Origin of the sequence: Pantoea sp., from assembly GCF_028283705.1 — a bacterium.
Taxonomy (GTDB): Bacteria; Pseudomonadota; Gammaproteobacteria; order Enterobacterales; family Enterobacteriaceae; genus Pantoea.
This window is the reverse complement of record NZ_JAPWKD010000032.1, coordinates 434685-458691: the sequence shown is the minus strand read 5'-3', so window position 1 is coordinate 458691 and position 24007 is coordinate 434685. Positions and strand designations below refer to the sequence as shown.

At 57.4% G+C, this 24007-nt stretch carries 23 protein-coding genes and 3 tRNA genes; 10 read left to right on the top strand and 16 right to left on the bottom strand.

Features of this window, described 5'->3' with window-relative positions; translation table 11 throughout:
- Positions 1–79 precede the first annotated feature (79 nt).
- Positions 80–1300: an MFS transporter gene (locus PW844_RS25100; RefSeq protein ID WP_084872442.1), complete on the top strand. Its 1221-nt coding sequence runs from the start codon at positions 80–82 to the stop codon at positions 1298–1300.
- Here the strand turns inward: PW844_RS25100 and PW844_RS25095 are convergent.
- From PW844_RS25095 to PW844_RS25085, 3 genes are all read right to left on the bottom strand, one after another.
- The gene (locus PW844_RS25095) at positions 1297–1761 is read right to left on the bottom strand and encodes a YbaK/EbsC family protein (protein WP_084872445.1); all 465 of its coding nucleotides are present in this window, start codon (positions 1759–1761) and stop codon (positions 1297–1299) included. The genes PW844_RS25100 and PW844_RS25095 overlap by 4 nt on opposite strands.
- 95 nt (positions 1762–1856) lie before the next feature.
- Positions 1857–2651, bottom strand: coding sequence for a siderophore-iron reductase FhuF (fhuF, locus tag PW844_RS25090; RefSeq protein WP_299457609.1), 795 nt, complete (start codon positions 2649–2651; stop codon positions 1857–1859).
- Positions 2652–2765: 114 nt separating this feature from the next.
- A complete protein-coding gene (locus tag PW844_RS25085) occupies positions 2766–3860 on the bottom strand; it encodes a diguanylate cyclase (RefSeq protein ID WP_299457607.1) in 1095 nt (364 codons plus the stop codon).
- A gap of 229 nt (positions 3861–4089) precedes the next feature.
- Between PW844_RS25085 and PW844_RS25080 the strand changes: the two genes are divergently transcribed.
- Complete coding sequence (locus tag PW844_RS25080; RefSeq protein ID WP_084872451.1) at positions 4090–4374, top strand: DUF1435 domain-containing protein; 285 nt, start codon at positions 4090–4092, stop codon at positions 4372–4374.
- Positions 4375–4460: 86 nt separating this feature from the next.
- Here PW844_RS25080 and PW844_RS25075 read toward each other — a convergent pair.
- From PW844_RS25075 to rsmC, 4 genes are all read right to left on the bottom strand, one after another.
- Positions 4461–4547: transfer RNA gene (locus PW844_RS25075), tRNA-Leu, on the bottom strand.
- Positions 4548–4575: 28 nt separating this feature from the next.
- A tRNA-Leu gene (locus tag PW844_RS25070) sits at positions 4576–4662 on the bottom strand.
- Positions 4663–4695: 33 nt separating this feature from the next.
- Positions 4696–4782, bottom strand: a tRNA-Leu gene (locus PW844_RS25065).
- A 143-nt stretch (positions 4783–4925) separates the two neighbouring features.
- The gene (gene rsmC, locus PW844_RS25060) at positions 4926–5957 is read right to left on the bottom strand and encodes a 16S rRNA (guanine(1207)-N(2))-methyltransferase RsmC (protein ID WP_299457604.1); all 1032 of its coding nucleotides are present in this window, start codon (positions 5955–5957) and stop codon (positions 4926–4928) included.
- 106 nt (positions 5958–6063) lie between these two features.
- Here rsmC and PW844_RS25055 point away from each other — a divergent pair, with 106 nt between their 5' ends.
- From PW844_RS25055 to yjjJ, 4 genes are all read left to right on the top strand, one after another.
- A complete protein-coding gene (locus PW844_RS25055) occupies positions 6064–6474 on the top strand; it encodes a DNA polymerase III subunit psi (protein ID WP_299457602.1) in 411 nt (136 codons plus the stop codon).
- Entirely contained in the window at positions 6446–6886 is a 441-nt protein-coding gene (gene rimI / locus PW844_RS25050) for a ribosomal protein S18-alanine N-acetyltransferase (RefSeq protein WP_299457600.1), read from the top strand. The genes PW844_RS25055 and rimI overlap by 29 nt, the downstream gene beginning before the upstream one ends.
- Before the next feature lie 20 nt (positions 6887–6906).
- The gene (gene yjjG / locus PW844_RS25045; RefSeq protein WP_299457598.1) at positions 6907–7590 is read left to right on the top strand and encodes a pyrimidine 5'-nucleotidase; all 684 of its coding nucleotides are present in this window, start codon (positions 6907–6909) and stop codon (positions 7588–7590) included.
- A 103-nt stretch (positions 7591–7693) separates the two neighbouring features.
- On the top strand, positions 7694–9016 hold the full coding sequence (gene yjjJ / locus PW844_RS25040) for a type II toxin-antitoxin system HipA family toxin YjjJ (protein ID WP_299457596.1): 1323 nt from the start codon (positions 7694–7696) through the stop codon (positions 9014–9016).
- Here yjjJ and PW844_RS25035 read toward each other — a convergent pair.
- On the bottom strand, positions 9013–9672 hold the full coding sequence (locus tag PW844_RS25035) for a YtjB family periplasmic protein (protein WP_299457594.1): 660 nt from the start codon (positions 9670–9672) through the stop codon (positions 9013–9015). The genes yjjJ and PW844_RS25035 overlap by 4 nt on opposite strands.
- A 107-nt stretch (positions 9673–9779) precedes the next feature.
- Here PW844_RS25035 and serB point away from each other — a divergent pair, with 107 nt between their 5' ends.
- From serB to nadR, 3 genes are read left to right on the top strand one after another with little or no spacing between them, the layout of a single operon-like run.
- Positions 9780–10757 (top strand): phosphoserine phosphatase, encoded by a 978-nt coding sequence (serB, locus tag PW844_RS25030; protein WP_299457592.1) that lies wholly within the window; start codon positions 9780–9782, stop codon positions 10755–10757.
- Positions 10758–10770: 13 nt separating this feature from the next.
- Complete coding sequence (gene radA / locus PW844_RS25025) at positions 10771–12153, top strand: DNA repair protein RadA (RefSeq protein ID WP_084872470.1); 1383 nt, start codon at positions 10771–10773, stop codon at positions 12151–12153.
- Between the two features lie 50 nt (positions 12154–12203).
- Positions 12204–13442 carry a multifunctional transcriptional regulator/nicotinamide-nucleotide adenylyltransferase/ribosylnicotinamide kinase NadR gene (nadR, locus tag PW844_RS25020; protein WP_299457589.1) on the top strand — a complete coding sequence of 413 codons (1239 nt, stop codon included), beginning with the start codon at positions 12204–12206 and terminating at the stop codon, positions 13440–13442.
- A gap of 31 nt (positions 13443–13473) precedes the next feature.
- Here the strand turns inward: nadR and PW844_RS25015 are convergent, their stop codons facing one another.
- The 3 genes from PW844_RS25015 to ettA all read right to left on the bottom strand — a co-directional run bounded on the left by PW844_RS25015 (position 13474) and on the right by ettA (position 17902).
- Positions 13474–14760, bottom strand: coding sequence for an MFS transporter (locus tag PW844_RS25015; protein ID WP_299457587.1), 1287 nt, complete (start codon positions 14758–14760; stop codon positions 13474–13476).
- The gene (locus PW844_RS25010) at positions 14753–15910 is read right to left on the bottom strand and encodes a mandelate racemase/muconate lactonizing enzyme family protein (RefSeq protein ID WP_299457585.1); all 1158 of its coding nucleotides are present in this window, start codon (positions 15908–15910) and stop codon (positions 14753–14755) included. Before PW844_RS25010 ends, PW844_RS25015 begins: the two co-directional genes overlap by 8 nt.
- 324 nt (positions 15911–16234) lie before the next feature.
- Entirely contained in the window at positions 16235–17902 is a 1668-nt protein-coding gene (gene ettA / locus PW844_RS25005; protein ID WP_299457583.1) for an energy-dependent translational throttle protein EttA, read from the bottom strand.
- 174 nt (positions 17903–18076) lie between these two features.
- Here ettA and PW844_RS25000 point away from each other — a divergent pair, with 174 nt between their 5' ends.
- A complete protein-coding gene (locus tag PW844_RS25000) occupies positions 18077–19024 on the top strand; it encodes a 2-hydroxyacid dehydrogenase (RefSeq protein ID WP_299457581.1) in 948 nt (315 codons plus the stop codon).
- Here PW844_RS25000 and deoR read toward each other — a convergent pair.
- The 5 genes from deoR to urtB are packed head-to-tail and all read right to left on the bottom strand — an operon-like array spanning position 19021 to position 23961.
- Positions 19021–19785, bottom strand: coding sequence for a DNA-binding transcriptional repressor DeoR (gene deoR, locus PW844_RS24995; protein ID WP_299457579.1), 765 nt, complete (start codon positions 19783–19785; stop codon positions 19021–19023). The genes PW844_RS25000 and deoR overlap by 4 nt on opposite strands.
- Positions 19786–19835: 50 nt before the next feature.
- Positions 19836–20534 carry an urea ABC transporter ATP-binding subunit UrtE gene (gene urtE / locus PW844_RS24990; RefSeq protein ID WP_299457577.1) on the bottom strand — a complete coding sequence of 233 codons (699 nt, stop codon included), beginning with the start codon at positions 20532–20534 and terminating at the stop codon, positions 19836–19838.
- Position 20535: 1 nt separating this feature from the next.
- Positions 20536–21327: an urea ABC transporter ATP-binding protein UrtD gene (urtD, locus tag PW844_RS24985; RefSeq protein ID WP_299457575.1), complete on the bottom strand. Its 792-nt coding sequence runs from the start codon at positions 21325–21327 to the stop codon at positions 20536–20538.
- Positions 21320–22396, bottom strand: a complete 1077-nt coding sequence (urtC, locus tag PW844_RS24980) for an urea ABC transporter permease subunit UrtC (RefSeq protein ID WP_208713939.1) — start codon at positions 22394–22396, stop codon at positions 21320–21322. Before urtC ends, urtD begins: the two co-directional genes overlap by 8 nt.
- The gene (gene urtB, locus PW844_RS24975; protein ID WP_299457571.1) at positions 22396–23961 is read right to left on the bottom strand and encodes an urea ABC transporter permease subunit UrtB; all 1566 of its coding nucleotides are present in this window, start codon (positions 23959–23961) and stop codon (positions 22396–22398) included. The genes urtC and urtB overlap by 1 nt, the downstream gene beginning before the upstream one ends.
- Positions 23962–24007 lie beyond the last annotated feature (46 nt).

The window sequence follows — 24007 nt, the reverse complement described above, 5'->3', positions numbered from 1 at the left end:
CCGATGCAATCATTCGCACGGTAACGTTCACAAGAATGTCCGGCCAACGATCCGGACGCTGTCAGACAGGATACCCCCTATGTTTAACTGGACTGCAACGCAGCGAAATGTGGCTTTTGCCAGCTTCGCCAGCTGGACGCTGGACGCGTTCGACTTTTTTATCCTGGTGTTTGTACTCAGCGATCTGGCTCAGTATTTCCACACCAGCGTTTCAGATGTCTCTATCGCGATTATGCTCACCCTGGCGGTGCGACCGATTGGGGCGCTGGTGTTTGGGCGTCTCGCGGAAAAATATGGCCGTCGGCCTATTCTGATGCTCAACATCGTGCTGTTTTCACTGTTTGAGTTGCTGTCGGCCTGGTCACCCAACTTCGCGGCCTTCCTGACGTTCCGCGTGATTTACGGCGTGGCGATGGGGGGGATCTGGGGAGTAGCCTCGTCGCTGGCGATGGAAACCATCCCGGACCGTTCGCGCGGTTTGATGTCCGGTATCTTCCAGGCCGGTTATCCGTGCGGTTATCTGCTGGCGTCGATTATCTTTGGTCTGTTCTTCGAGAGCGTGGGCTGGCGCGGGATGTTTATGATTGGCGCACTGCCGATCCTGCTGCTGCCGTTTATCTATTTTAAAGTGCCGGAATCACCGGTCTGGCTGGCGGCGCGTCAGCGCAAAGAGAGCACGGCATTGCTGCCGATTATTCGCCAGCACTGGAAAATCTGTATCTACATGGTGTTGCTGATGGCCTGCTTTAACTTCTTCAGCCATGGTACCCAGGATCTCTATCCCACCTTCCTGAAAGTGCAGCATCAGTTTGACCCGCATACCGTGAGTATTATCGCCATCAGTTACAACATCGCTGCGATGCTGGGCGGTATCTTCTTTGGATCGCTGTCGGAACGAATTGGACGCAAAAAAGCCATTATGCTGGCGTCATTTCTGGCATTGCCGGTGCTGCCGCTGTGGGCCTTTTCCAGTGGTACGTGGATGATTGGGATTGGCGCGTTTCTGATGCAGTTTATGGTGCAGGGCGCGTGGGGTGTGGTTCCGACCTACCTGACCGAGCTGGTGCCCGCCAACGCCCGTGCCGTGTTGCCAGGGTTTGTTTATCAGCTGGGTAACCTGATTGCCTCGGTCAACGCGACGTTGCAGTCACGGATTGCCGAGGCCCATGGCGGCAACTATGGCTTAGGGATGGCAATTGTTGCCGGGACGGTGGCGGTGCTGATCTGCGTGTTTGTCGCCTTTGGGCGTGAAACGCGCGGCATTCAAATCTCCGGTGCCGTGGCGCGCGAATCGCGTTAGCGCGACTCGCACACATCAATCCATTTTGCCGCAGTGAGATCGGCCATACGCTGCGGTGAAATGCGCACTGCACTATGAATCGATCCTGCTGCGGGCAACACTTCCTCAAAGCCGCGCAGTGACACATCGCAATACACGGTCAGCGGGTTTTCCAGCCCGAACGGGCAGACGCCGCCAACCGGATGGCCGGTCCAGTTCACCACTTCATCGACGCTCAGCATGCGCGCTTTGGCACCCAGTGCGGCTTTCAGTTTGCGGTTGTCGAGGCGCGCATCACCGCGCGTGACGATCAGCACCACGTTATCTTTCACCTTTAACGACAGGGTCTTGGCGATCTGCCCCGGCTCCACGCCGTGGACGCGGGCGGCCAGTTCAACGGTGGCGGTGCTTTCTGGCATCTCGATGATGTCGACATCCGGTGCGTGTTCGGCAAAGAAGTGCCGTACCGATTCCAGGCTCATTTTTTTCTCCGGCAAAAACGAAGCCTAAAAGCTGCCATAAGCCTTTTCTGCTGTAAACGGGAGAAAGGGAGAATCTGTAACAGAATGCGCAGGCTTTACACCGCTTTTAACGTGCAGTTACCACAGCGCTCAACATCGGGAATACGATAGCGCTGGCAGCAACTCTTGCGTTCCATCTCGCCGTGACGCGGGATCATGGTGCGGTACAGCGGATTGTCGCTGCCATCCAGCAGGGACTGGCTGAAAAACCATGCCTGCTCCAGCTGTGACGCCAGCCCGGCAGGCAGCCGCGTTTTCAGTTCGCTGAGGAACCACCAGAAGGAGAAACCCATGTTGTTCCAGATAAGCCTGGCGTTGATGTCGCCGTGCTGCGTCATGCCGTTCACTGCCGGGATCAACAGCTGCTGAATCAGGCGGTCAATGCGTTGTTGCGGATTCAGGTAGCGTGCGTCTTCATCTTCCTGCACATCAATCCAGAAGGCACAGGGATGGCCGTTTTCATGGAACTCAACGTGGATCAGATGGGGCGAGCAGTTCAGCGCCCGCGGCTCCAGCAGCAGCGCCAGCATCAGCGGGGGCAGCAACAGGCCAAAATACCATTGCGCCCACAACGACTGGAGCGGTTTGGCTTCCTGCTGCACATCGGGATGATTACGGTAGAGATGATCGCTGTAGCGTTGTGTCAGACGGCGGTAATGCGGGGTGGCAGACCAATCGGCCAGCGTCAGCGTACCTGACGGAGCGGGCTGGCCGAGTTTGATGGTTTCCAGCATATAGCTGCGCTGCTCACGCATCAGATCTTCCAGCGCGCTCGCAAGCCCGCGGTCGCTCTGCATAAAGATCAACGGATGTTCGCTGAAGCGATGATCCTGACGAGTGATAATGGCCATGCCGATCCTGAATGAAAACGGTAAGCGAAAAACAAATGATAATCGTTCCTGCTTAACCTCACAAGACTGTCGGCGGAAGGATTCAACGCCTTTGCGCGGTGAATCCCCGGTTTTTCAGGCCAAATCCTGGCTACTCAGCGCAGTTTTCGGTAAATCTTCCCAGGCAAGAATGGTGTTACGTCCCTGATTTTTCGCCACATACAGAGCACGGTCGGCATTGGATACCGCCTGATCAAAATCGTCAGCAAAAATCGGGGCGATGCCTGCACTGATGGTCACGTGGGTGGAAACCCGCTCATTAAACCGATGGGGAATCTCCAGGTTGAGCACATACTGGCGAATCCGTTCCGCCAGTTTCATGGCAATGGAAGCATTCACGTTGGTCATCAGCACCAGAAACTCTTCGCCGCCGTAGCGGGTCACCACATCCCGCGAGCGTACTGCATCGCGAATCGCTACGGAAACCCGAGCCAGTGCCTGATCGCCCATCGCATGACCATAATTATCGTTGTAAGCCTTAAAATGATCGATATCCAGCAGCAGCACAAAGTGGCTGCCTGCGTGGTTTTCCAGAATGGTATCGAGTCGATTTTTCAGCCCGCGGCGGTTATACAAACCGGTTAGCGGGTCCAGCATACTTAAATCGCTAAAACTTTCTTTTTCTTCATACAGCTGGCGCACCAGACGGCGGGTGAAATGATCGAAGCGGCGACGCATCAGATGGTGTAATGAAAAACCGATCAGCGGCAGGGTGATGGTGAACAAAATCATCACTAAATGCTGGCCATCATCCAGCAGTAAAACGGTTAATACGGGCGGCGTGATATGTAAACTGAAAGCAACTAAATAATCACTGAGCGCAATAGCACTGACAAAAAATACGCTTAACAGACTGATTATTAAAAAACTGCCATCAAAATAAAACACCAGATGGTACTTATGGTCAATGTGCCATGCCCATAATGCACCGAATAACAGCGCAACAGGATTTAATAGCGGGAATTTAAGTTTTGGAATGATTAAACAAACGGTAAGCAAGGTGATGCTAAAGCCCGCCACCAGTGCTGCTGGCAATGACCAGGTGCTGGAACCCTCCCCTAAAAATGGTAACAAACTAAATAGCGAAACAGCGACATTAAGAAACAGAAAAAGCATCACTGAAAGACGATATTTGCTGTGTTTCAATTCATCGTAAGATTGTAATTTCATTATTATTACTCGTGACAGCCCTGAAATATCAAAGCGCTATCCGGCCGAGATATTCTCTCCACCAGATACTGAGCACATTATTGCTGTGTTTTCGAAATAGTTATCGGCGGCAATTTAGCATTTTCCAGTAGCAGTGTCATCCGCATGGCACCGCACATAAAAAATCCGCTGCAAGATGAGAAGTATTATCATATGATAATGGGAATACTTATCATTTGAGGGTTGCGCGATGATCATGGCGATGATAGCTGCCTGCGGGCTGTGGGGCGTGAGCTGGATGATGGGCAAACGTCTGGATAGCGGCTGGGGCGTGTTGTTACCGTGCGCGGCGATGCCGGTCTTCGCGTTGTGGGAACCCAGCTTCAGTCAGTGGCGTGTGGTGATGATGGTGGCACTGTTGCTGACGGTGGTGATGTTGTTTCATCATCGCCTGCGTCACTATCTGCTGTTGCCTTCCTGCCTGGCGCTGGCAGGTGGACTGGCTGCGGTATCGGTGAATTTTCACCTGATCTGAAAAGCAGAAACGACAAAATCACGCCAGAGCGTGTTCAGGAATAATGAAAAATCTGAGGGAGATAACACCGGGAAGGATGACAACGTTGGTGCGAAGAGAGGGACTTGAACCCTCACGTCCGTAAGAACACTAACACCTGAAGCTAGCGCGTCTACCAATTCCGCCACCTTCGCATCGAGTTGTCTGTTTATATCATCGCATTGGTGCGAAGAGAGGGACTTGAACCCTCACGTCCGTAAGGACACTAACACCTGAAGCTAGCGCGTCTACCAATTCCGCCACCTTCGCGCAGTGCGCTACGATATAAACTTTGTGGTTTTTTGGTGCGAAGAGAGGGACTTGAACCCTCACGTCCGTAAGGACACTAACACCTGAAGCTAGCGCGTCTACCAATTCCGCCACCTTCGCATACCTGCAACACCTTAGAGTATTGCTAACCACGGAGGCGCATTTTAGAGATTTTACTCAATGCGTCAACACATATTTCGCGACGGTGAAACGATTGCTGCAAAAAGCAACGTTTCTGCCGCCGCGTCAGCCACATCGCTGAATTAACGCGCTTTCGCGCCGCGTCCGTAAACCGCACGATAAACCTTAAAGCGTCCGGTTTGCGCCAGCACTTCATGATTACCGAAGGTTTCATCCAGCACCTGCGGATAGGGCAGGAAGGCGTTGGCGACAATGCGCAGCTCACCGCCGGTGCTGAGATGCTTCAGCGCGCCCCGGATCAGCGTGTTTGCCGCATCCAGGCTGGTTTGCAGGCCATCGTGGAACGGCGGGTTGGAGATGATCAGATCGAAACGGCCATTCACATCAGAGAAGACGTTGCTGGCAAACACTTCACCTTCGAGACCGTTGGCCGCAAGGGTGGCTTTACTCGCGGCAATCGCGGCGGCATGCACGTCGCACAGCCACAGACGCACTTTCGGTGAGTGCTGCGCCAGTACCGTCGCCAGCACACCGCTGCCACAGCCGATATCCAGCACTTTCCCTTTGGTATGCGGCGTCAGCGTAGACAGCAACAGCGCGCTGCCAGCATCGAGGCCGTCACGGCTGAAGACACCCGGCTGGGTATGGATGGTGAGATCGTCCAGCATGTAGCTGTCACCGAACGCGGCAGCATCAAAGGCCGGTTGCTGCTCCAGCTGGCCGTGATACAGGCCGCAGCGGCGTGCGCTGTCGATCTTCTCTAATTTGGCCCAGGGTTCGATCATGCCTTCCGCGCTGCGGACACCGCTGCGGTTTTCACCCACCACAAAGATATCGCTACCAACCGGCAGCAGAGAGAGCAGGTTTTGCAGCTGGAACTGGGCTTCTGGTTTGTTCTTTGGCCAGAAGTAGATCAGGGTATCGCAACCGGCAACATCGTCGGCGCTTGCCACCAGACCATACACCGCGCGCTCTGCGAGGCGACGGCTGAGGTTCTGCCAGTGATGATATTGCTGGGTATGCACGCGCGTTGAAGCGGTTTCCAGCTGGGCGGGCAGGTCATCCTGCAAATCGCCAGCAAATAAAACGTGGCGGGCGGTAAATTCATCACTGTGGCGCAGAATCACTTCGCTGGCCGGGGTTAAAGCTGACATGAATGGCTCCTGTTAAATCAGAGCGGGGATTATAGTGCTTTGTTGGCGCATGTTCGATGGGTTTGCTAGCATAGCGTCGCATTATGGCCGCACAACGGGTAACAGCATGACATCAAGGCGCGACTGGCTTTTACAGCAAATGGGGATTACGCAGTATCAATTGCGGCGTCCGCGCGTGCTCCAGGGCGAAATAGCGGTGAGTCTTTCGCCCGATACCCGACTGGTGCTGGTGGCCGAACACGCGCCCGCCTTGCACGAACCACTGGTGCAGGATGTGCTGCGTACGCTGCATCTTCAGCCCGCTCAGGTGATGACGCTCACCCCGGAACAACTGCCGATGCTGCCGGAAAAGGTCGATTGCGCAGGCTGGTTGCTGGGTGTTGACGGCGCGCATCCTTTTAATGGCGTCACCTTCACGACTGCCGCTTTCAATGAATTAATCAGCAGCGGCGCGGCGAAACGCGCCCTCTGGCAACAGATGTGTAATCATGACAGCCATCTCTTTAATCACCCCTGAAGACCAGCCACAACTGCTGGCGATTGAACGCCGCAGCCACGCTTTTCCCTGGAGCGAACAGACGTTTGCCAGCAATCAGGGCGAGCGGTTTTTAAATTTACGTTTTGAAGCGGAAGGCAAGCTGGTGGCCTTTGCCATCACCCAGGTGGTGCTGGACGAAGCCTCGCTGTTCAATATCGCGGTCGATCCTGATTTTCAGCGCCGGGGTTATGCGCGCCAGCTGTTGCAGCATCTGATTGCCGAGCTGGAGAAGCGCGAGGTGATGACACTGTGGCTGGAAGTGCGCGCGTCCAACTTGCCTGCCATTGCTTTGTATGAGCAGCTGGAGTTTCACCAGGTCAGCCGCCGCCCGAATTATTACCCCACTGCCAGCGGACGAGAAGATGCCATCATCATGGCATTAACGCTGTAGCCCTTTGGCTTAGGAGATCTATGTTAAACGATTGGGACTGCATTATTTTTGATGCGGATGACACGCTGTTTCACTTCGACGCCTATGCCGGCCTGCAACGTATGTTTGCCGGTTATGATGTGCAATTCACCGACCAGGACTACGCCGATTATCAGGCGATCAACAAGCCGTTGTGGGTCGATTATCAGAACGGTGCGATTTCGGCCTTGCAGCTACAGACACGTCGTTTTACCGGCTGGGGCGAGAAGCTCAGCGTAGCGCCGGAAGTGCTGAATCACGGCTTCCTCACTGCGATGGCCGAGATCTGTCTGCCTTTGCCGGGCGCGACCAGTCTGCTGAACGCGCTGCACGGTAAGGTGAAAATGGCGATCATCACCAATGGTTTCACCGCCTTGCAACAGGCGCGGCTGGAACGCACCGGTTTCCGTGATTATTTTGCTACCGTGGTGATTTCTGAGCAGGTAGGTGTGCCGAAACCCGATCGCGCCATCTTCGATCACACGCTGGAGCTGCTGGGTAATCCGGCGCGTGAGCGCGTGCTGATGGTGGGTGACACGCCGGAGTCGGACATTCTCGGCGGCATCAATGCCGGATTGAAAACCTGCTGGCTGGATCACGGCACGCGTCCGCTGTCACAGGAGATTATCCCAGACTGGCGGGTAACCTCGCTGTCTGAGCTGGAGAGCTTACTGACGCAGCGTTAAAAGTATCTATTCATCATTGCGATGAGTCTGCGCCTGAAGGCCCGCTGAGCGGGCCTTTTTTTATGATAGTATCTATTCATAAATCTATTCATTTGGGGGCGAGATGGCGGATATCACTTCACAACTGCTGGATGGCCCACTGGGCGCGCCTGAACTGGTACGCCGTCTTGGTATCAGCCAGGCAACGTTGTCGCGCCAGTTACGTCAGCAGGATCAGATCGTCAGATGGGGCAAAGCGCGCGCCACACGTTATGCGCTATTGCGGCCGCTGCGGGGTGAAAGCCGTTTTCCTCTCTATCGGGTGCTGCCGTCGGGGCAAACGGTGCAAACGGGCTGGCTGGTGCGTACCTGGCCGCAGGGCAGCTGCCTCCATCTTGATGCACAGGACAACGGGACGTTTTACGAAGGATTGCCGTGGTTTCTCAGCGATATGCGCCCGCAGGGTTTTCTCGGACGGCTTTGGGGGCGGGAGAATGCGCAATCCCTTGGGCTGACCGAGGATCTGCGTGTATGGAGTGATGAACAGTGCCTGATGGCGCTGACGGTAACCGGCATGGATATGCCAGGCAATTGCCTGCTGGGGGCTACCGCATATCAGCGCTGGTTGCAGCAATCGGCTCCCACGGTGTTGAGTGCCGGGCAAAAAATCATGCGTTATCCGCAGCTGGCGCAGCAGGTGCTGGACGGTGATGAAGTGGGATCGTCGGCAGCGGGTGAGCAGCCCAAATTTCTTTGTTATGCCGAAACCACCTCCGGACAGCGCCATTGTCTGGTCAAATTTACCGTGGCGCGCCAGAGCGAAAGCAGCCAGCGCTGGCGCGATTTGCTGCGTGCGGAGGATCGAGCGCTGCGGCAACTGGCGGCGGCGGGGCTGGCGGCGGCAAATAGTCAGATTCTCGAACAGGGCGGTCAGCTGTTTCTTGAGGTCCAGCGCTTCGATCGTGAAGGTGAGCGGGGCCGTCGGGGCATGTGTTCCCTTGAGGCGGTCAGTGCCGAATTTTTAGGGCGACAGCAGCACTGGCCGGATGCGCTGCGCGAGCTGGCGCAGCAGCAGCGCATTGATGAGGCGTCAGTGCAGCGCGGCACGCTGCAATGGGCGTTTGGTCGCCTGATCGCCAATAGCGACATGCATGCCGGGAATTTGTCATTTTTTACTGATGGCGAGCGGCTGCAACTCACCCCGGCTTACGACATGTTGCCGATGGCGCTGGCGCCGAATTCGCTGGGACACATGCGCGACGAAGTGAATTTAACCCTCGATTTCTCATTGCCGGGAGATGTCTGGCGGGCTGCCAGCGCAATGGCGAAAAGTTACTGGCAGACGATTGCGGCAGAGGGGGCGTTTAGCGACGGATTCCGGCAGATTGCACGCCAGGCGCAGCAACAGCTGGCTGCGCTGGATGTGACTATCGAAAAAATGGCCTAAGATTTGGTTTCTTCGGTGGCCGTTTCTTCTTCTTTATCTTCCTTCACTGGCGTACTGGCGGTAAGCAGGAAAGGGGATTGCTGCCAGCGGGTACGGCGGTCGCGCAGCAGGGTACGGGTCAGGATGATACCGATCGCCAGCGCCAGCAGCATCATCAGGCGCAAAATATTGGTGGTGTTATCCACCTGGCGTGATTCGGTGACCAGCACGTGGGTATCCAGCGTGACGCGCAAAAAACCCAGCGGGCCATCTTTGCCGTTGAGCGGCTGGACAATCTGGTGGTTGAAGTAACTCCCGGCGCGTTTGCCGTCGAGCGCCAGGCGATCCCGCACATTGATGTTTTCACCGCTATGCGCCACCAGGCTGCCATCATCGTCATAGACGGAGGCATCCAGAATACGGCTGTTATCGGTGAGCTGATTGAGGATGGCTTCAATCTGCGGGCGATTGTCGTCGCTGTTATCCATCAGGGGTTGCAGGCTGAACGCCACCTGTTTGGTCAGGGTACGTGCGAGTTCATCCACCTGTTCGGAGCGTGCCATTTGATGGCCGAGACTAAACCAGGATGCACCCTGCATCAGCACCACTAACAGGGCCAGCGAGATAAGAACAATTACCGTGCGGTGCAGGCGAAATTTCAGTGCCGTTTTAACCATCAGAAACCCGTGTGACATAACAACAGAAAGCCTGGCAATTATGTTGCCAGAACCCGCGCAGACAAGGTAGCCTCTTGCGTGGTTTTGTTGTCCCTACAGGAGCTGTAATGCCAAATCGTCTTACCTGGTGCGATCTGCCTGCCGATGTGTCCCTCTGGCCGGGCTTACCCCTTTCCCTCAGCGGTGATGAAGTGATGCCGCTGGATTACCGTGCCGGTCGGACTGGCTGGTTACTGTATGGGCGCGGGCTTGATAAACAAAAGCTGACCGACTACCAGCATCAGCTGGGGGCGGCGATGGTGATCGTCAGCGCCTGGAATGTCGATGAGTACCAGGTGATGCGTCTGGCTGGCTCGCTGACGCCGCGTGCCATGAAACTGGCACATGATGCCGGTTTTGATGTGGCGCCGCTCGGCAAGATCCCGCATCTGAAAACGCCTGGCCTGCTGGTGATGGACATGGATTCCACCGCGATTCAGATCGAATGCATCGATGAAATCGCCAAACTGGCGGGCTGTGGTGAGCAGGTGGCGGAAGTCACCGAGCGTGCGATGCGCGGCGAACTGGATTTCAAAGCCAGCCTGCGTGAACGCGTCGGCACCCTGAGCGGGGCGGATGCTAATATCCTGAAGCAGGTACGCGATACGCTACCGCTGATGCCGGGCCTGACCACGCTGGTGCAAAAGTTGCAGGCGCTGGGCTGGCAGGTAGCGATAGCTTCCGGCGGCTTCACCTACTATGCCGATTATCTGCGTGACACGCTGCATCTGGCAGCGGCCATGGCAAATGAGCTGGAAATCCGCGACGGCAAGCTGACCGGCCAGGTGCTGGGACAGATTGTCGATGCCCAATTTAAAGCCGATACCCTGAACAATCTGGCGCAGCGTTTTGCCATTGCGCCGGAGCAGACCGTGGCGATTGGCGACGGGGCTAACGACCTGCCGATGATTAAAGCCGCGGGTCTGGGTATCGCCTATCATGCTAAACCGAAAGTGAATGAGCAGACGGAAGTGATTATCCGCCATGCTGACCTGATGGGGGTGTTCTGCATCCTGAGCGGCAGCCTGATTCACGAAGAGCGTTAATTAAGGAACTGATTTGGCCAAAGCGGCAAAACGCGCGTTCGTTTGTAATGAATGCGGCGCTGATTATCCGCGCTGGCAGGGGCAATGCAGCGCCTGCCACGCCTGGAATACCATCACCGAGGTACGTATTGCGGCCTCGCCTGCGAGCGCGCGTAACGAGCGTCTGAGTGGCTATGCCGGTAGCGCGGGCACCAGCCGGGTGCAGAAGCTTTCTGAGATCAGCCTTGAGGCGTTGCCACGCTTCTCCACCAGTTTTAAAGAGTTTGACCGTGTGCTCGGCGGCGGCGTGGTGCCGGGCAGTGCTATTCTGATTGGCGGCAATCCCGGTGCCGGGAAATCGACGCTGCTGTTGCAGGTGATGTGTAAGCTGGCGGAAGGGATGAAAACCCTGTACGTCACTGGCGAAGAATCCCTGCAACAGGTGGCGATGCGCGCCCATCGTCTGGGATTACCCACCGAAAACCTGAATATGCTGTCGGAAACCAGTATCGAGCAGATCTGTCTGATCGCCGAGCAGGAACAACCGAAGCTGATGGTGATCGACTCGATCCAGGTGATGCATATGGCGGAGATCCAATCTTCGCCCGGTAGCGTGGCGCAGGTACGCGAAACCGCCGCCTACCTGACTCGCTTCGCCAAAACGCGTGGCGTGGCGATTGTGATGGTGGGACACGTCACCAAAGATGGCTCGCTGGCGGGCCCCAAAGTGCTGGAACACTGCATCGACTGTTCAGTGCTGCTGGATGGCGATGCCGATTCCCGTTTCCGCACCCTGCGCAGCCATAAAAACCGCTTTGGTGCGGTGAACGAGCTGGGGGTGTTCGCCATGACCGAGCAGGGCATGCGCGAGATCAGCAACCCGTCGGCCATCTTCCTGTCCCGTGGTGATGAGGTGACCTCAGGCAGCTCGGTGATGGTGGTGTGGGAAGGCTCACGTCCCTTGCTGGTGGAGATTCAGGCGCTGGTCGATCACTCGATGATGGGTAATCCACGTCGTGTGGCGGTTGGCCTGGAACAGAACCGTCTGGCGATTCTGCTGGCGGTGCTGCATCGCCACGGTGGCTTGCAGATGGCGGACCAGGATGTGTTCGTGAACGTGGTCGGTGGCGTGAAGGTCACCGAAACCAGTGCCGACCTGGCGCTGCTGCTGGCGATGGTCTCCAGCCTGCGCGATCGTCCACTGCCGCAGGATCTGGTGATCTTTGGTGAAGTCGGGCTGGCGGGGGAGATTCGTCCGGTACCAAGTGGCCAGGAACGTATTTCAGAAGCGGCCAAGCACGGCTTTAAACGTGCGATTGTGCCTGCGGGCAATGCCCCCAAAAAACCTATCGACGGAATGAAAGTTTACAGCGCGAAGAAGCTGGCCGATGCGCTGGCGATTCTGGATGAGCTGTAAACCGGCAGACTCGTGGATATTTGCACACTATTTTATGCAGGAGGCACGCAGTGTCATCATTTGACTACCTGAAAACCGCCATACGCCAGCAGGGCCACACGCTGCAACAGGTGGCGGATGCCAGCGGGATGACCAAAGGCTACTTAAGCCAGTTGCTGAATGCCAAAATCAAAAGTCCCAGTGCGCAAAAGCTGGAAGCGCTGCACCGTTTTCTCGGGCTGGAATTTCCGCGTCGGCAGAAAACGGTCGGCGTGGTGTTCGGTAAATTCTATCCGCTGCATACCGGGCATATTTATCTGATCCAGCGCGCCTGTAGCCAGGTGGATGAGCTGCATATCATCATGGGACATGACGATCCGCGTGATCGTGAGTTGTTTGAAAACAGCGCCATGTCACAGCAGCCGACGGTCAGCGATCGTCTGCGCTGGCTGCTGCAAACCTTTAAATACCAGAAAAATATCCGTATCCACTCGTTCAATGAAGAAGGGATCGAACCGTATCCGCACGGCTGGGATGTGTGGAGTGAAGGGGTGAAAGCGTTTCTGGCGCAGCAGGGGATTGAAGCCGATTGCGTTTATACCAGCGAAGCGCCGGATGCGCCGATGTATCAGCAGCATCTCGGTATCGAAGCGGTGGTAATCGATCCCAGCCGATCTTTTATGAGCATCAGCGGCGGGCAGATTCGTCAGGATCCGTTCCGCTACTGGGAATATATCCCCACCGAGGTGAAACCGTTCTTTGTGCGCACCGTAGCGGTGCTGGGCGGTGAATCGAGCGGTAAATCGACGCTGGTGAATAAGCTGGCGAATATATTTAATACCACCAGCGCGTGGGAATATGGCCGCGATTATGTCTTCTCCCACCTCGGCGGGGATGAGATCGCGCTGCAATATTCCGACTATGACAAAATTGCCCTCGGCCAGGCGCAGTACATTGATTTTGCCGTCAAGTACGCCAACAAGGTGGCGTTTATCGACACCGATTTCATCACTACGCAGGCGTTCTGTCTCAAGTATGAGGGGCGTGAACACCCCTTTGTACAGGCGTTGATTGATGAATACCGTTTCGATCTGGTGATCCTGCTGGAGAATAACGTGCCCTGGGTGGCGGATGGATTGCGCAGCCTCGGCAGTTCGGTGGATCGACGCGAATTTCAGTCGCTGCTCATCACCATGCTGCGCGAGAACAATGTTGAATTCGTGCATGTGAAAGAAGATGACTACGACACGCGCTTCCTGCGCTGTGTCGAGTTGGTGAAGCAGATGCTGGGGGATGGTGCCCCACGTTAAGCAAAGCCGGGCATCAGGCCCGGCAAAGATTTTAATGCGTCGCCAGTGCGCGCAGGGTATTCACCCCTTTTTGTCGCACCAGCAGCGCCAGCAATAACATGCCTGCCAGCGCCAGCACACTCGCCAGCACGAAGGCGGTGTGATAGCCGCCACCATACTGAATCAGGAAGCCGGTGATCCCCGGCGACAAAATGCCTGCCAGATTCGCCAGCAGATGGACGAAGCCGCCCGCAGTGCCGATGCGACCCGCCGGGACGATATCCTGCAACAACGACCAGCACGCCTGTGGCGTCATATAGGCAAACACGCTTGCCAGCGTAATCAGCGTCACCGCGCCTGCCAGGCTCTGGCTCCAGGCGGTGAGCAGCACGCACAACGCCGCCACCGCCAGACCGACAAAGATCACCAGCTTGCGCGACAACAGGAAGTTCTGGGTGCGGCGAAACAGCATGTCACATACCACGCCGCCACCGAGAAAACCCACTGTGGCACCGAGCCACGGCAGAATGCCGATGATGCTCATGCTTTTGATATCCAGATGCTGGAAATCGGTCAGGTAGCTGGGCAGCCAGGAGAGGAAGAAATACTGGATGTAATTGAAGCAGAAGAACGCACTGGCGACGCCCAGCACCGGCAGCGAGAAGACATAACGCCACAGCGAATGATTGTCCTGCTGCGGCGTGCTGGTGCTCTGGCTGGCGGGACGTTGCTGCATAATCAGCTGGCTTTCCGCCTGGCTGACGCGCGGATGTTGCTCCGGTTTATCACGGAACAGCAGCAACCAGCAGGCGACCCAGACAAAGCCCAGTGCGGCAATCACCACAAAGGCGATACGCCAGCCATAATTCAGCCCCACCAGTCCGACGATCGGTGCGGCAATCGCTGCCCCCAGCGGTTGTCCGGCATTGGTAAAGCCGACGGCCCGGCCCACCTCCTGGCGTGGGAACCAGTTGGCAATCGATTTATTGGTGGTGGTACCCATCGGGCCTTCGCCAATGCCAAACAGCATACGGACAATCAGCAGATGGCCAAAGCCGGTGACCAGCGCCGTTGCGCCACAGAACAGCGACCAGATAGTGGCAGCCCAGGCGTAAACGCGGCGTGGACCAAAGCGGTCCGCACCCCAGCCACCGAGGAAGCAAAACAGGCAGTAGCCGATAAAGAAGCAGCTGAACAGGATGCCCATCTGCGCATCATCAATCCCCAGATCCTTTTTCACCAGCGGCGCCATCACTGACAGGGCCGCGCGATCGAGATAGTTGAGCATACCGGCACAGAACAGCAGCAGGGCAATAACCACACGATAGTTTTTAAACATGGCGCTGTACTCCCTGTTGATCAATCTGCTGATGGGTTAACCGATATTCCCGCAGAACTTGTTCATCGGGCTGATAACCGAGGCCAGGGCGCTGGCTCAGGGTAAAGCTCACCTCGGCAGGCAGGTCGGGATAGAGTGGGGCGGCAAAATCGATCCACGGGATCTCCATTTTGACGCTCTCCGGCAGTACAGCCACCAGATGCGCCGTTGCCAGCATCCCTGCGCCGTAATAGAAGCAGTGCGGTACCACACGCACACGATATTGTTGCGCCAGTTCGAATACATGCAGGGCCGCCGTGATGCCACCCACTTTGGTGACGCTGGGTTGCACCACATCGACGGCACCACTTTCCAGCAGATTGACGAAACCAAAATCGCCATCGACATTTTCCCCTGCTGCCAGCGGCACGCCCACGCGGCGTAGCTGCGACAGGCCATCAAAATCATCCGGTGGCCAAATCGGTTCCTCCAGCCAGCCTAAATCCAGCGAGCGTAATGCGTAAGCCTGCTGGCTGGCCTGTTCGCGCGTCCACGGGCAATTGACGTCCACCATCAATTGCACCTCGGCAGGCAGCGCGGCGCGTGCGGCGGCAATGGCGGACTGGGCGGTTTCATGCAGCTTCAGGGTGCGGAAACCCTGCTGGTGGGCGCGCTGCACCTGAGCAGCGACTTCCTGCGGATCGTTGGCGTAACTCACCAGGCTGGCGTAACGCTCTATGCGGTGCCGCGTGGCTCCCAGCAGTTGCCACAGTGGTTGCTGGCGCTGCTGGCCGAGCAGATCCCACAGGGCGATATCCATCGCCGATAACGCGTAGCGTACCGGACCGCTGCGACCAAATGCATGTAAGGCCTGCTCGGCGCTTTGCATCAGCGCCGCGATGGCCGATTGGCTATCGGGCAACTCCCGTTGCAGGAAAAACGGTGCCACCAGGCTGGACAGCGCCTGCTCGGTCACCGGATTCGCCAGATGCCCAAAAGCTTCACCCCAGCCAACCAGTCCGGTGTCACTGGTGACTTTTACCAGCAGCGTTTCCATCCGGCTGAGTGACGGCGAGGCGGCGTTAAAGGTGGTTTCCTGTTCCGCTGGTGGGCGTCGATGCGCATCAAACGGGATCGCGATACGCATCACTTCGATCATAGTTATTTTCATGCCATAGACCTCAATAGGGGTAACGCCCGGCGTGAATAGTTATGAAGAATGCCGGGACTGAGAGAGATAAGTCAGGTCAATAGCGAGTATAAAAAGCGGGCAAAGCGGCGACATCGGGCAACAGCCCAGGAGTGAAAGCGGATTCAGGCGAGTTTTTGGGCCGATCAACGGAGCAGGGTGCAGGGGATCACAAATAGGGTTTTAAAAATCAAAACCGCGCGATAAATCGCGCCGCTACGGACCAGGCAAGTATCTGTAGCGGCGCGATTTATCGCGCAAAACAAAGGCACCGTTGAAGGTGCCTCATTTCATGTATTAGCGCAATTACTTCGCCATACGTTTGTACTTCATACGCTTCGGCTCCAGTGCATCGGCGCCGAGGGTGCGTTTTTTGTACTCTTCGTATTCGGTGAAGTTACCTTCGAAGAACTCCACTTTGCCCTCATCCTGATAATCGATGATGTGGGTAGCGATACGGTCGAGGAACCAGCGGTCATGCGAGATCACCATCGCACAGCCCGGGAACTCCAGCAGGGCGTTTTCCAGCGCGCGCAGGGTTTCGATATCGAGGTCGTTAGTCGGTTCATCGAGCAGCAGCAGGTTGCCGCCTACCTGTAACAGTTTTGCCAGGTGCAGACGACCGCGCTCACCACCAGACAGCTCGCCAACGCGCTTGCCCTGGTCAGTGCCTTTAAAGTTGAAGCGACCGACGTAAGCTCGGCTTGGCATTTCGGTGTTACCGATACGCATAATGTCCTGGCCGCCAGAAACTTCTTCCCACACGGTTTTGCTGCCATCCATCGCATCACGGAACTGATCGACTGACGCCAGCTTAACGGTTTCACCCAGCTCGATGCTGCCGGAATCCGGCTGCTCCTGACCCGACATCATACGGAACAGGGTGGATTTACCCGCGCCGTTCGGTCCGATAATCCCGACAATCGCGCCTTTCGGCAGCGAGAAGGACAGATCATCAATCAGAACACGGTCACCATAGGATTTGCTCAGATGGCTGACTTCCACCACCTTGTCACCGAGGCGTGCACCTGGCGGAATGAACAGTTCGTTGGTTTCGTTACGTTTCTGGTATTCGGTGTTGTTCAGTTCTTCAAAGCGTGCCAGACGGGCCTTGCCCTTTGACTGGCGGCCTTTCGCGCCCTGACGCACCCACTCCAGCTCTTTCTCAATCGATTTGCGACGTGCAGCTTCAGACGACGCTTCCTGCGCCAGACGCTGATCTTTCTGCTCCAGCCAGGAGGAGTAGTTACCTTCCCACGGAATACCTTCACCGCGGTCCAGCTCCAGAATCCAGCCAGCGACGTTGTCGAGGAAGTAACGGTCATGGGTGATCGCCACCACGGTGCCTTCGAAATCGTGCAGGAAACGTTCCAGCCACGCCACGGATTCGGCATCCAGGTGGTTCGTCGGTTCGTCGAGCAGCAGCATGTCTGGCTTTTCCAGCAGCAGACGGCACAGCGCGACACGGCGGCGCTCACCACCGGACAGGTTGGCGATTTTCGCATCCCAGTCTGGCAGACGCATCGCGTCAGCCGCACGGTTCAGCTGCGTTTCGAGGTTGTGACCATCGTGCGCGTGGATCACTTCTTCCAGACGGCCCTGTTCGGCGGCCAATTTGTCAAAATCTGCATCCGGATCGGCGTACAGCGCGTAGACTTCGTCGAGACGCTTCAGTGCGCCTACCACTTCGGACACCGCTTCCTCAACGGATTCACGCACGGTGTGCTCCGGGTTGAGCTGCGGTTCCTGCGGCAGGTAGCCGACTTTAATACCCGGCTGCGGGCGCGCTTCCCCTTCGATATCTTTATCAATCCCGGCCATGATGCGCAGCAGGGTAGATTTACCCGCGCCGTTCAGGCCGAGGACACCAATTTTTGCCCCAGGGAAAAAGCTAAGAGAGATATTCTTCAGAATATGACGCTTCGGCGGAACCACTTTGCCGACGCGATGCATGCTATAGACGAATTGAGCCACGTTGTATGGAACTCCTGGTCTGTGGAGGTGAACGTCAGATGCTGAAGTTTAGCCGTTTTCCCGTGGTATTCACAGCCACGCGGCGGTGAAACTCGCCGGAAATGGATAACTGATTGATTCTCACTCAGTCGCCGGACTATGCTGCCTTTTTGCCTTAAAACGGGAGGAGGTGCGATGAGAGTGCTGATTGCTGCGGATGAACATGCCTGGGGCGGATTGATACCGTCGATTCGTCAGACATTACCCGACGTGGAGTTTGTAGCGTCTGCCGGTCATGCGGCGGAAAGTCTGGCGGGATTCGATGCGCTGGTGCCCGGCATGTGCCGGGTGGATGCACGGCTGCTGGCCACCGCCGATCGTCTGAAGCTGATCCAGCAGGCGGGTGTCGGGCTGGAAGGCGTCGATATCGATGCGGCAAAGAAGGCTGGCATTATGGTGGCGAACGTCCCCTCCGACCATTCCGGCAATGCTGATTCAGTGGCGGAGCTGGGCATCTGGATGATGATTGGTCTGGCGCGTCGCCAGCAGGAAATTGCCCAGTGTCTGGCACAACAGCGCCTTGGACAACCGATTGGCATGGGGCTGATGGGCAAAACCGTGGGGCTGGTGGGCCTGGGCGGCATCGGTAAAGCGCTGGCGAAGCGTCTCGCGCCCTTTGGTATGCGTATGATTGGCGTGAAACGTGAAGCCGATGAGGCCTTTGCGCGTCAGCATCAGCTCGACTGGGCGGGTGGTATCGGCCAGTTGCCGCAGCTGCTGGCAGAGTCCGATTTTGTGGTGCTGAGTCTGCCGGATAGTGCCGAGACGCACCACATCATCGACGCCGCCGCGCTGGCGCAGATGAAGCCAGACAGCTTCCTGGTAAACCTTGGACGTGGCGGCCTGATCGACAAAGCGGCGTTTCTGGCGGCGCTGGAAAATAAAACCCTGGCCGGTGCGGGATTAGATGTGTTCTGGCAGGAGCCGCCGGACCCGAACGATGCGGTGTTCCGTCATAACGTGATTGCCACGCCACACATCGGTGGCGTCACCGATATCTCACTGGCGGGCAATATCAAAGGGGTGTGCGATAACCTGCGTCGTCTGCGCGATGGCGAAGCGGTAGTCGATCGCTGGGCCTAACCACAACACAGCTTCACCTCTGCCGCCTGCATCACTTTCAGTAACGCGGGCGGCGGCGGGCTGTCGCTCACCAGAATATCAAACAGCGAAAAATCGCCGATACGGGCAGGCAGTACCTTGCCATATTTGCTGCTGTCGCCCACCATGATGCGCGTCTGCGCACGCTGTAACGCCAGATGTTTAATCGGCAACTCATTCAGGTTGTAGCAGGTGACGCCCTGACGGATATCCATCCCGGCGGCGGAGATAAAGGCTTTGGTCGGGCAGAGCGCGTCCAGCACCGTGACCTGCTCCAATGGGGTAAACACTGCGTTATCGGCGTGAAATTCCCCGCCCGATAAAATCACCCGACAGTTCGGTTTCTCCTTCAGCGCCAGAAAGGTATTGATAGCGCTGCAAATGGCGGTGAACGGCAGGTCATTGTCGATGGCATCCACCACCAGCGGCAGCGTGGTGCCGCAGTCGAAAAACACGGTATCGTTAGGCTCAATCAGCGCAGCTGCATACTGGGCCAGCTGCTGCTTTTTGCTTACGTTGAGGTTTTGTTGGTCGCTGACAAAGTAATGCGCGATGTGCTGGCGTGGGTCACGCATGATATAGCCACCCAGCAACACCACGCCGTTTGCCGCAGCGGGCAGATCGCGGCGAATGGTCATTTCAGACACGCCCAGCAGCTGGGCGGCTTCTTTCAGATGCAGTTTGTCGGTGCGCTTCAGCGCCTGGGCCAGGCGGGTGATGCGGTCATCGCGGCGGGTTTCCATCTCTCGGTTTTTCCTGGCAAAAACATAGGTCATGTTAACCAGAAATCACCTCAAATCGCCACCAGTCCGCGTACCCCATCAGCTTCCATCGCCTCGCCCCGTCCACGTTGCACGATTTCGCCGCGCGACATCACCAGATAGCTGTCGGCCAGCTCGGCGGCAAAGTCGTAAAACTGCTCCACCAGCAGGATCGCCATATCGCCGCGCTGGGCCAGCTGGCGGATCACCGCGCCGATCTCTTTGATCACCGATGGCTGGATCCCTTCGGTGGGTTCATCGAGGATCAACAGCTGCGGTTTGCAGGCCAGCGCGCGACCAATCGCCAGCTGCTGCTGCTGACCACCGGAGAGATCGCCGCCGCGGCGTGCCTTCATTTCGCGCAGTACCGGGAACAGCTGATAAATCTCCTCCGGTACCGCTTTGGCCTGCGCCCCTGAAAAGCGCGCCAGCCCCATCAGCAGATTCTCTTCCACCGTCAGACGGGGGAAGATCTCCCGCCCCTGTGGCACGTAAGCAATCCCGGACTGCACGCGCTGATGCGGTTTGCGGTTGTTGATCACTTTATCCTGCCAGCGGATTTCACCGGATTTTGCCGGAATCAGCCCCATCAGACACTTCAGCAGCGTGGTTTTCCCCACGCCATTGCGTCCCAGCAGGCAGGTGATTTCACCGGGTTTTGCGTCGAACGACAGGCCGCGCAGAATATGGCTGCCGCCGTAATATTGATTCAGTTCCGATACCTGTAACATCTCAGCGCCCCAGATAAACGTCGATAACCCGATCGTCGGCCTGTACTTCGCGCAACGACCCCTCGGCCAGCACCTGCCCCTGATGCAGCACCGTCACATGATCGGCGATGGTCTCGACAAACCCCATGTCGTGTTCCACCACCATCAGCGAATGTTTACCGGCGAGGCTGCGGAACAGCTCGGCGGTGTACTCGGTTTCCGCATCGGTCATACCCGCCGCCGGTTCATCCAGCAGCAACAGATGCGGGTCCTGCACCAGCAACATGCCGATCTCAAGAAACTGTTTTTGCCCGTGCGACAGCAAACCCGCTTTGCGCTGCCGTTCAGCGCCGAGCCGCAGCAGTTTCAGCACCTCGTCGATGCGATCCTGCTGTTCGCCGCTGAGGCGGGCGCGCAAACTGGCCCATACCGATTTGTCATTTTTCAGCGCGATTTCGAGGTTTTCGAACACCGTCAGCGCTTCAAAAACCGTGGGTTTCTGGAACTTGCGGCCAATGCCAGCGCGCGCGATCTCGACCGAAGACAGGCGGGTGAGATCGGTATCCTGGTCATAGATCACCCGGCCATTATCGGGACGGGTTTTGCCGGTGATCACATCCATCAGTGTGGTTTTGCCCGCGCCGTTAGGGCCGATGACGCAACGCAACTCGCCGACGCCAATCTGCAACGACAGATCGGTCAGCGCACGGAAGCCATCGAACGAGACGTTAATATTTTCCAGCAGCAGCACCGGATCGCTTTGATCACGATGGCGATCCGCCGGATGAGGTTGGGTAAACAGGGGTTCAGTCATCTCGCCTCCGGCGCAGCAGACCAATCACGCCACGCGGCAGGAACAGCGTGACGAGGATAAACATCAGGCCAAGGAAGAACAGCCAGTATTCCGGGAACGCCACGGTGAACCAGCTTTTGGCACCGTTAACAATTGCCGCGCCGAGCAGTGGACCGATCAGCGTGCCGCGACCACCCAGCGCTACCCAGATTGCGGCTTCGATCGAGTTGGTCGGGGACATTTCACTCGGGTTGATGATGCCCACCTGCGGCACATACAGCGCGCCTGCCAGGCCACACAGCACGGCGGAGAGCGTCCAGACAAACAGCTTAAAGCCGCGTGGATCGTAACCGATGAACATCAGGCGGTTTTCCGCATCACGCACCGCGGTCAGCACCCGGCCAAACTTGCTGCGCGCCAGGGCAAAACCGATGCCGAGGCTGACCAGCAACAACAGGACGGTGGCGACAAACAGGCCGATACGCGTGCTGGTGGCGGTGACGTTGAAACCGAGCAGGGTGGTGAAGCCGGTAAAACCGTTGTTGCCGCCAAAGCCGGTTTCGTTGCGGAAAAACAGCAGCATCCCGGCGTAGGTCAGCGCCTGAGTCATGATCGAGAAGTAGACGCCTTTGATCTTCGAGCGGAAGGCAAAGAAGCCAAACACCAGCGCCAGCAGGCCGGGCACCAGCACGATTAGGCACAGCGCCCAGGCAAAATGCTGGGTACCGGCCCAGAACCACGGCAGCTGATTCCACGACAGAAACGACATAAAGGCGGGCAGGCCATCACCCGATGCCTGACGCATCAGGTACATCCCCATACCGTAGCCGCCGAGGGCGAAAAACAGGCCGTGGCCGAGGGAGAGCAGCCCGGCATAGCCCCACACCAGATCAAGCGCCACCGCGACGATGGCGTAGCACAGGATTTTGCCCACCAGCGTCAGGGTGTAGGTGGAAAGTGCCAGCGGGTGGCTGGCGGGCAGCAGCGCAAAGAACGGCATGATCAGCAGCAGCAGGGCGATGATCACGCCGAGGCTGAGGGTCAGGCGCGGCGCTTTGCGCGCGGCGGTTAAGGTTAGCGGCTGGCTCATCAGTCAATCACCCTCCCTTTAAAGGCAAACAGGCCTTGTGGTCGTTTCTGAATAAACAGCACGATCAACACCAGGATAAGGATTTTGCCCAGCACCGCACCAATTTGCGGTTCCAGCACTTTATTAAGAATGCCGAGGCCGAAAGCGGCCACCACGGTGCCCGCCAGCTGCCCGACACCGCCGAGCACCACCACGAGGAAGGAGTCGATGATGTAGCCCTGGCCGAGTTCCGGGCCGACGTTACCCAGCTGGGACAGGGCGACCCCACCCAGTCCGGCGATGCCGGAACCGAGGCCAAACGCCAGCATATCAATACGTCCGGTGGGAACACCGCAGCAATCCGCCATCGCACGGTTTTGCGTGACTGCGCGCACGCTGAGGCCGAGACGGGTTTTATTCAGCAGCAGCCAGGTCAGCCCCAGTACCGCAAACACAAACAGGATCACCGCAATACGGTTGTAAGGCAGCACCAGGTTCGGCAGCACCTGCATGCCACCCGAAAGCCAGTCCGGGTTGGAAACCTCAAGGTTCTGCGCGCCAAACAGCATCCGCACCAACTGGATCAGCATCAGGCTGATGCCCCAGGTGGCGAGCAGGGTTTCCAGCGGGCGGCCGTACAGATGACGGATAATGGTACGTTCCAGCACCATGCCCATCACCGCAGTGACAAGAAAGGCGACCGGCAGCGCCAGCAGCGGATACCACGCCAGCCACTGCGGTGCGAACTGCTGGAACAGGTTCTGCACCAGCCAGGTGGCATACGCGCCCAGCATCAGCATCTCACCGTGCGCCATGTTGATCACCCCCAGCAGGCCATAGGTGATAGCCAGCCCGAGTGCCGCCAGCAGCAGGATCGATCCCAGCGACAGGCCGGTAAACGCCTGGCCGAGCAGATCCCCCCACATCAGGCGATGTTTGATTTGTTGCAGGCTGGCGCTGGCAGCGGCACGGACCTGGGCGTTAGGTTCGTTCGCCGGTTGTGTCAGGTTTAGCAGGCTGGCCTGCATATTGGGATCGCTGGATTCCCCCAGCAGCTGCACCGCTTTCAGCCGCACCTGCGCATCCGGGCTGGCGAGTTGCAGGTTGGCGGCAGCCATCGCCAGCGTAGCATGGACCTTGCTGTCTTTTTCGCTGGCAAGACGTTGTTCAATCAGCGGCAACTGTTCGGCCGCGCCATCATTTTGCAGCTGCTGCGCGGCGCGCAGACGGATGTATGGATCATCGCTCACCAGCTGGTGTGCAGCGAGCGCACTGGCGATCAGCACGCGCAGCCGGTTGTTCATAAAGAGCTTTTTGGCATCGCCGGTCGGCTGCTGTGCGCTGTCGAGCGGCTGGAATTTGTCGTCCTGTTTACTGAACGGTTGTTTGTTTTCATCAATGACCACGGTTTCATTGTGCAACGCCTCCAGCAGTGGCAGGCGGCTGGCCTGCGGCGCGGCGGCCCATTGCTGGAGCAGCGTGGCCTGTTGAGTACGACTGGCGGCAGCGAAATCTGCGCCATCGCCCGCCTGGGCCAGCCAGGGCAGGAGCAACAGCAGACAGCAGAGAAAGCGGCGAATTGTCATGGTTCTGGCCCTGTGGTTGCGGGTTAATGATCACGGTCGCCATCAA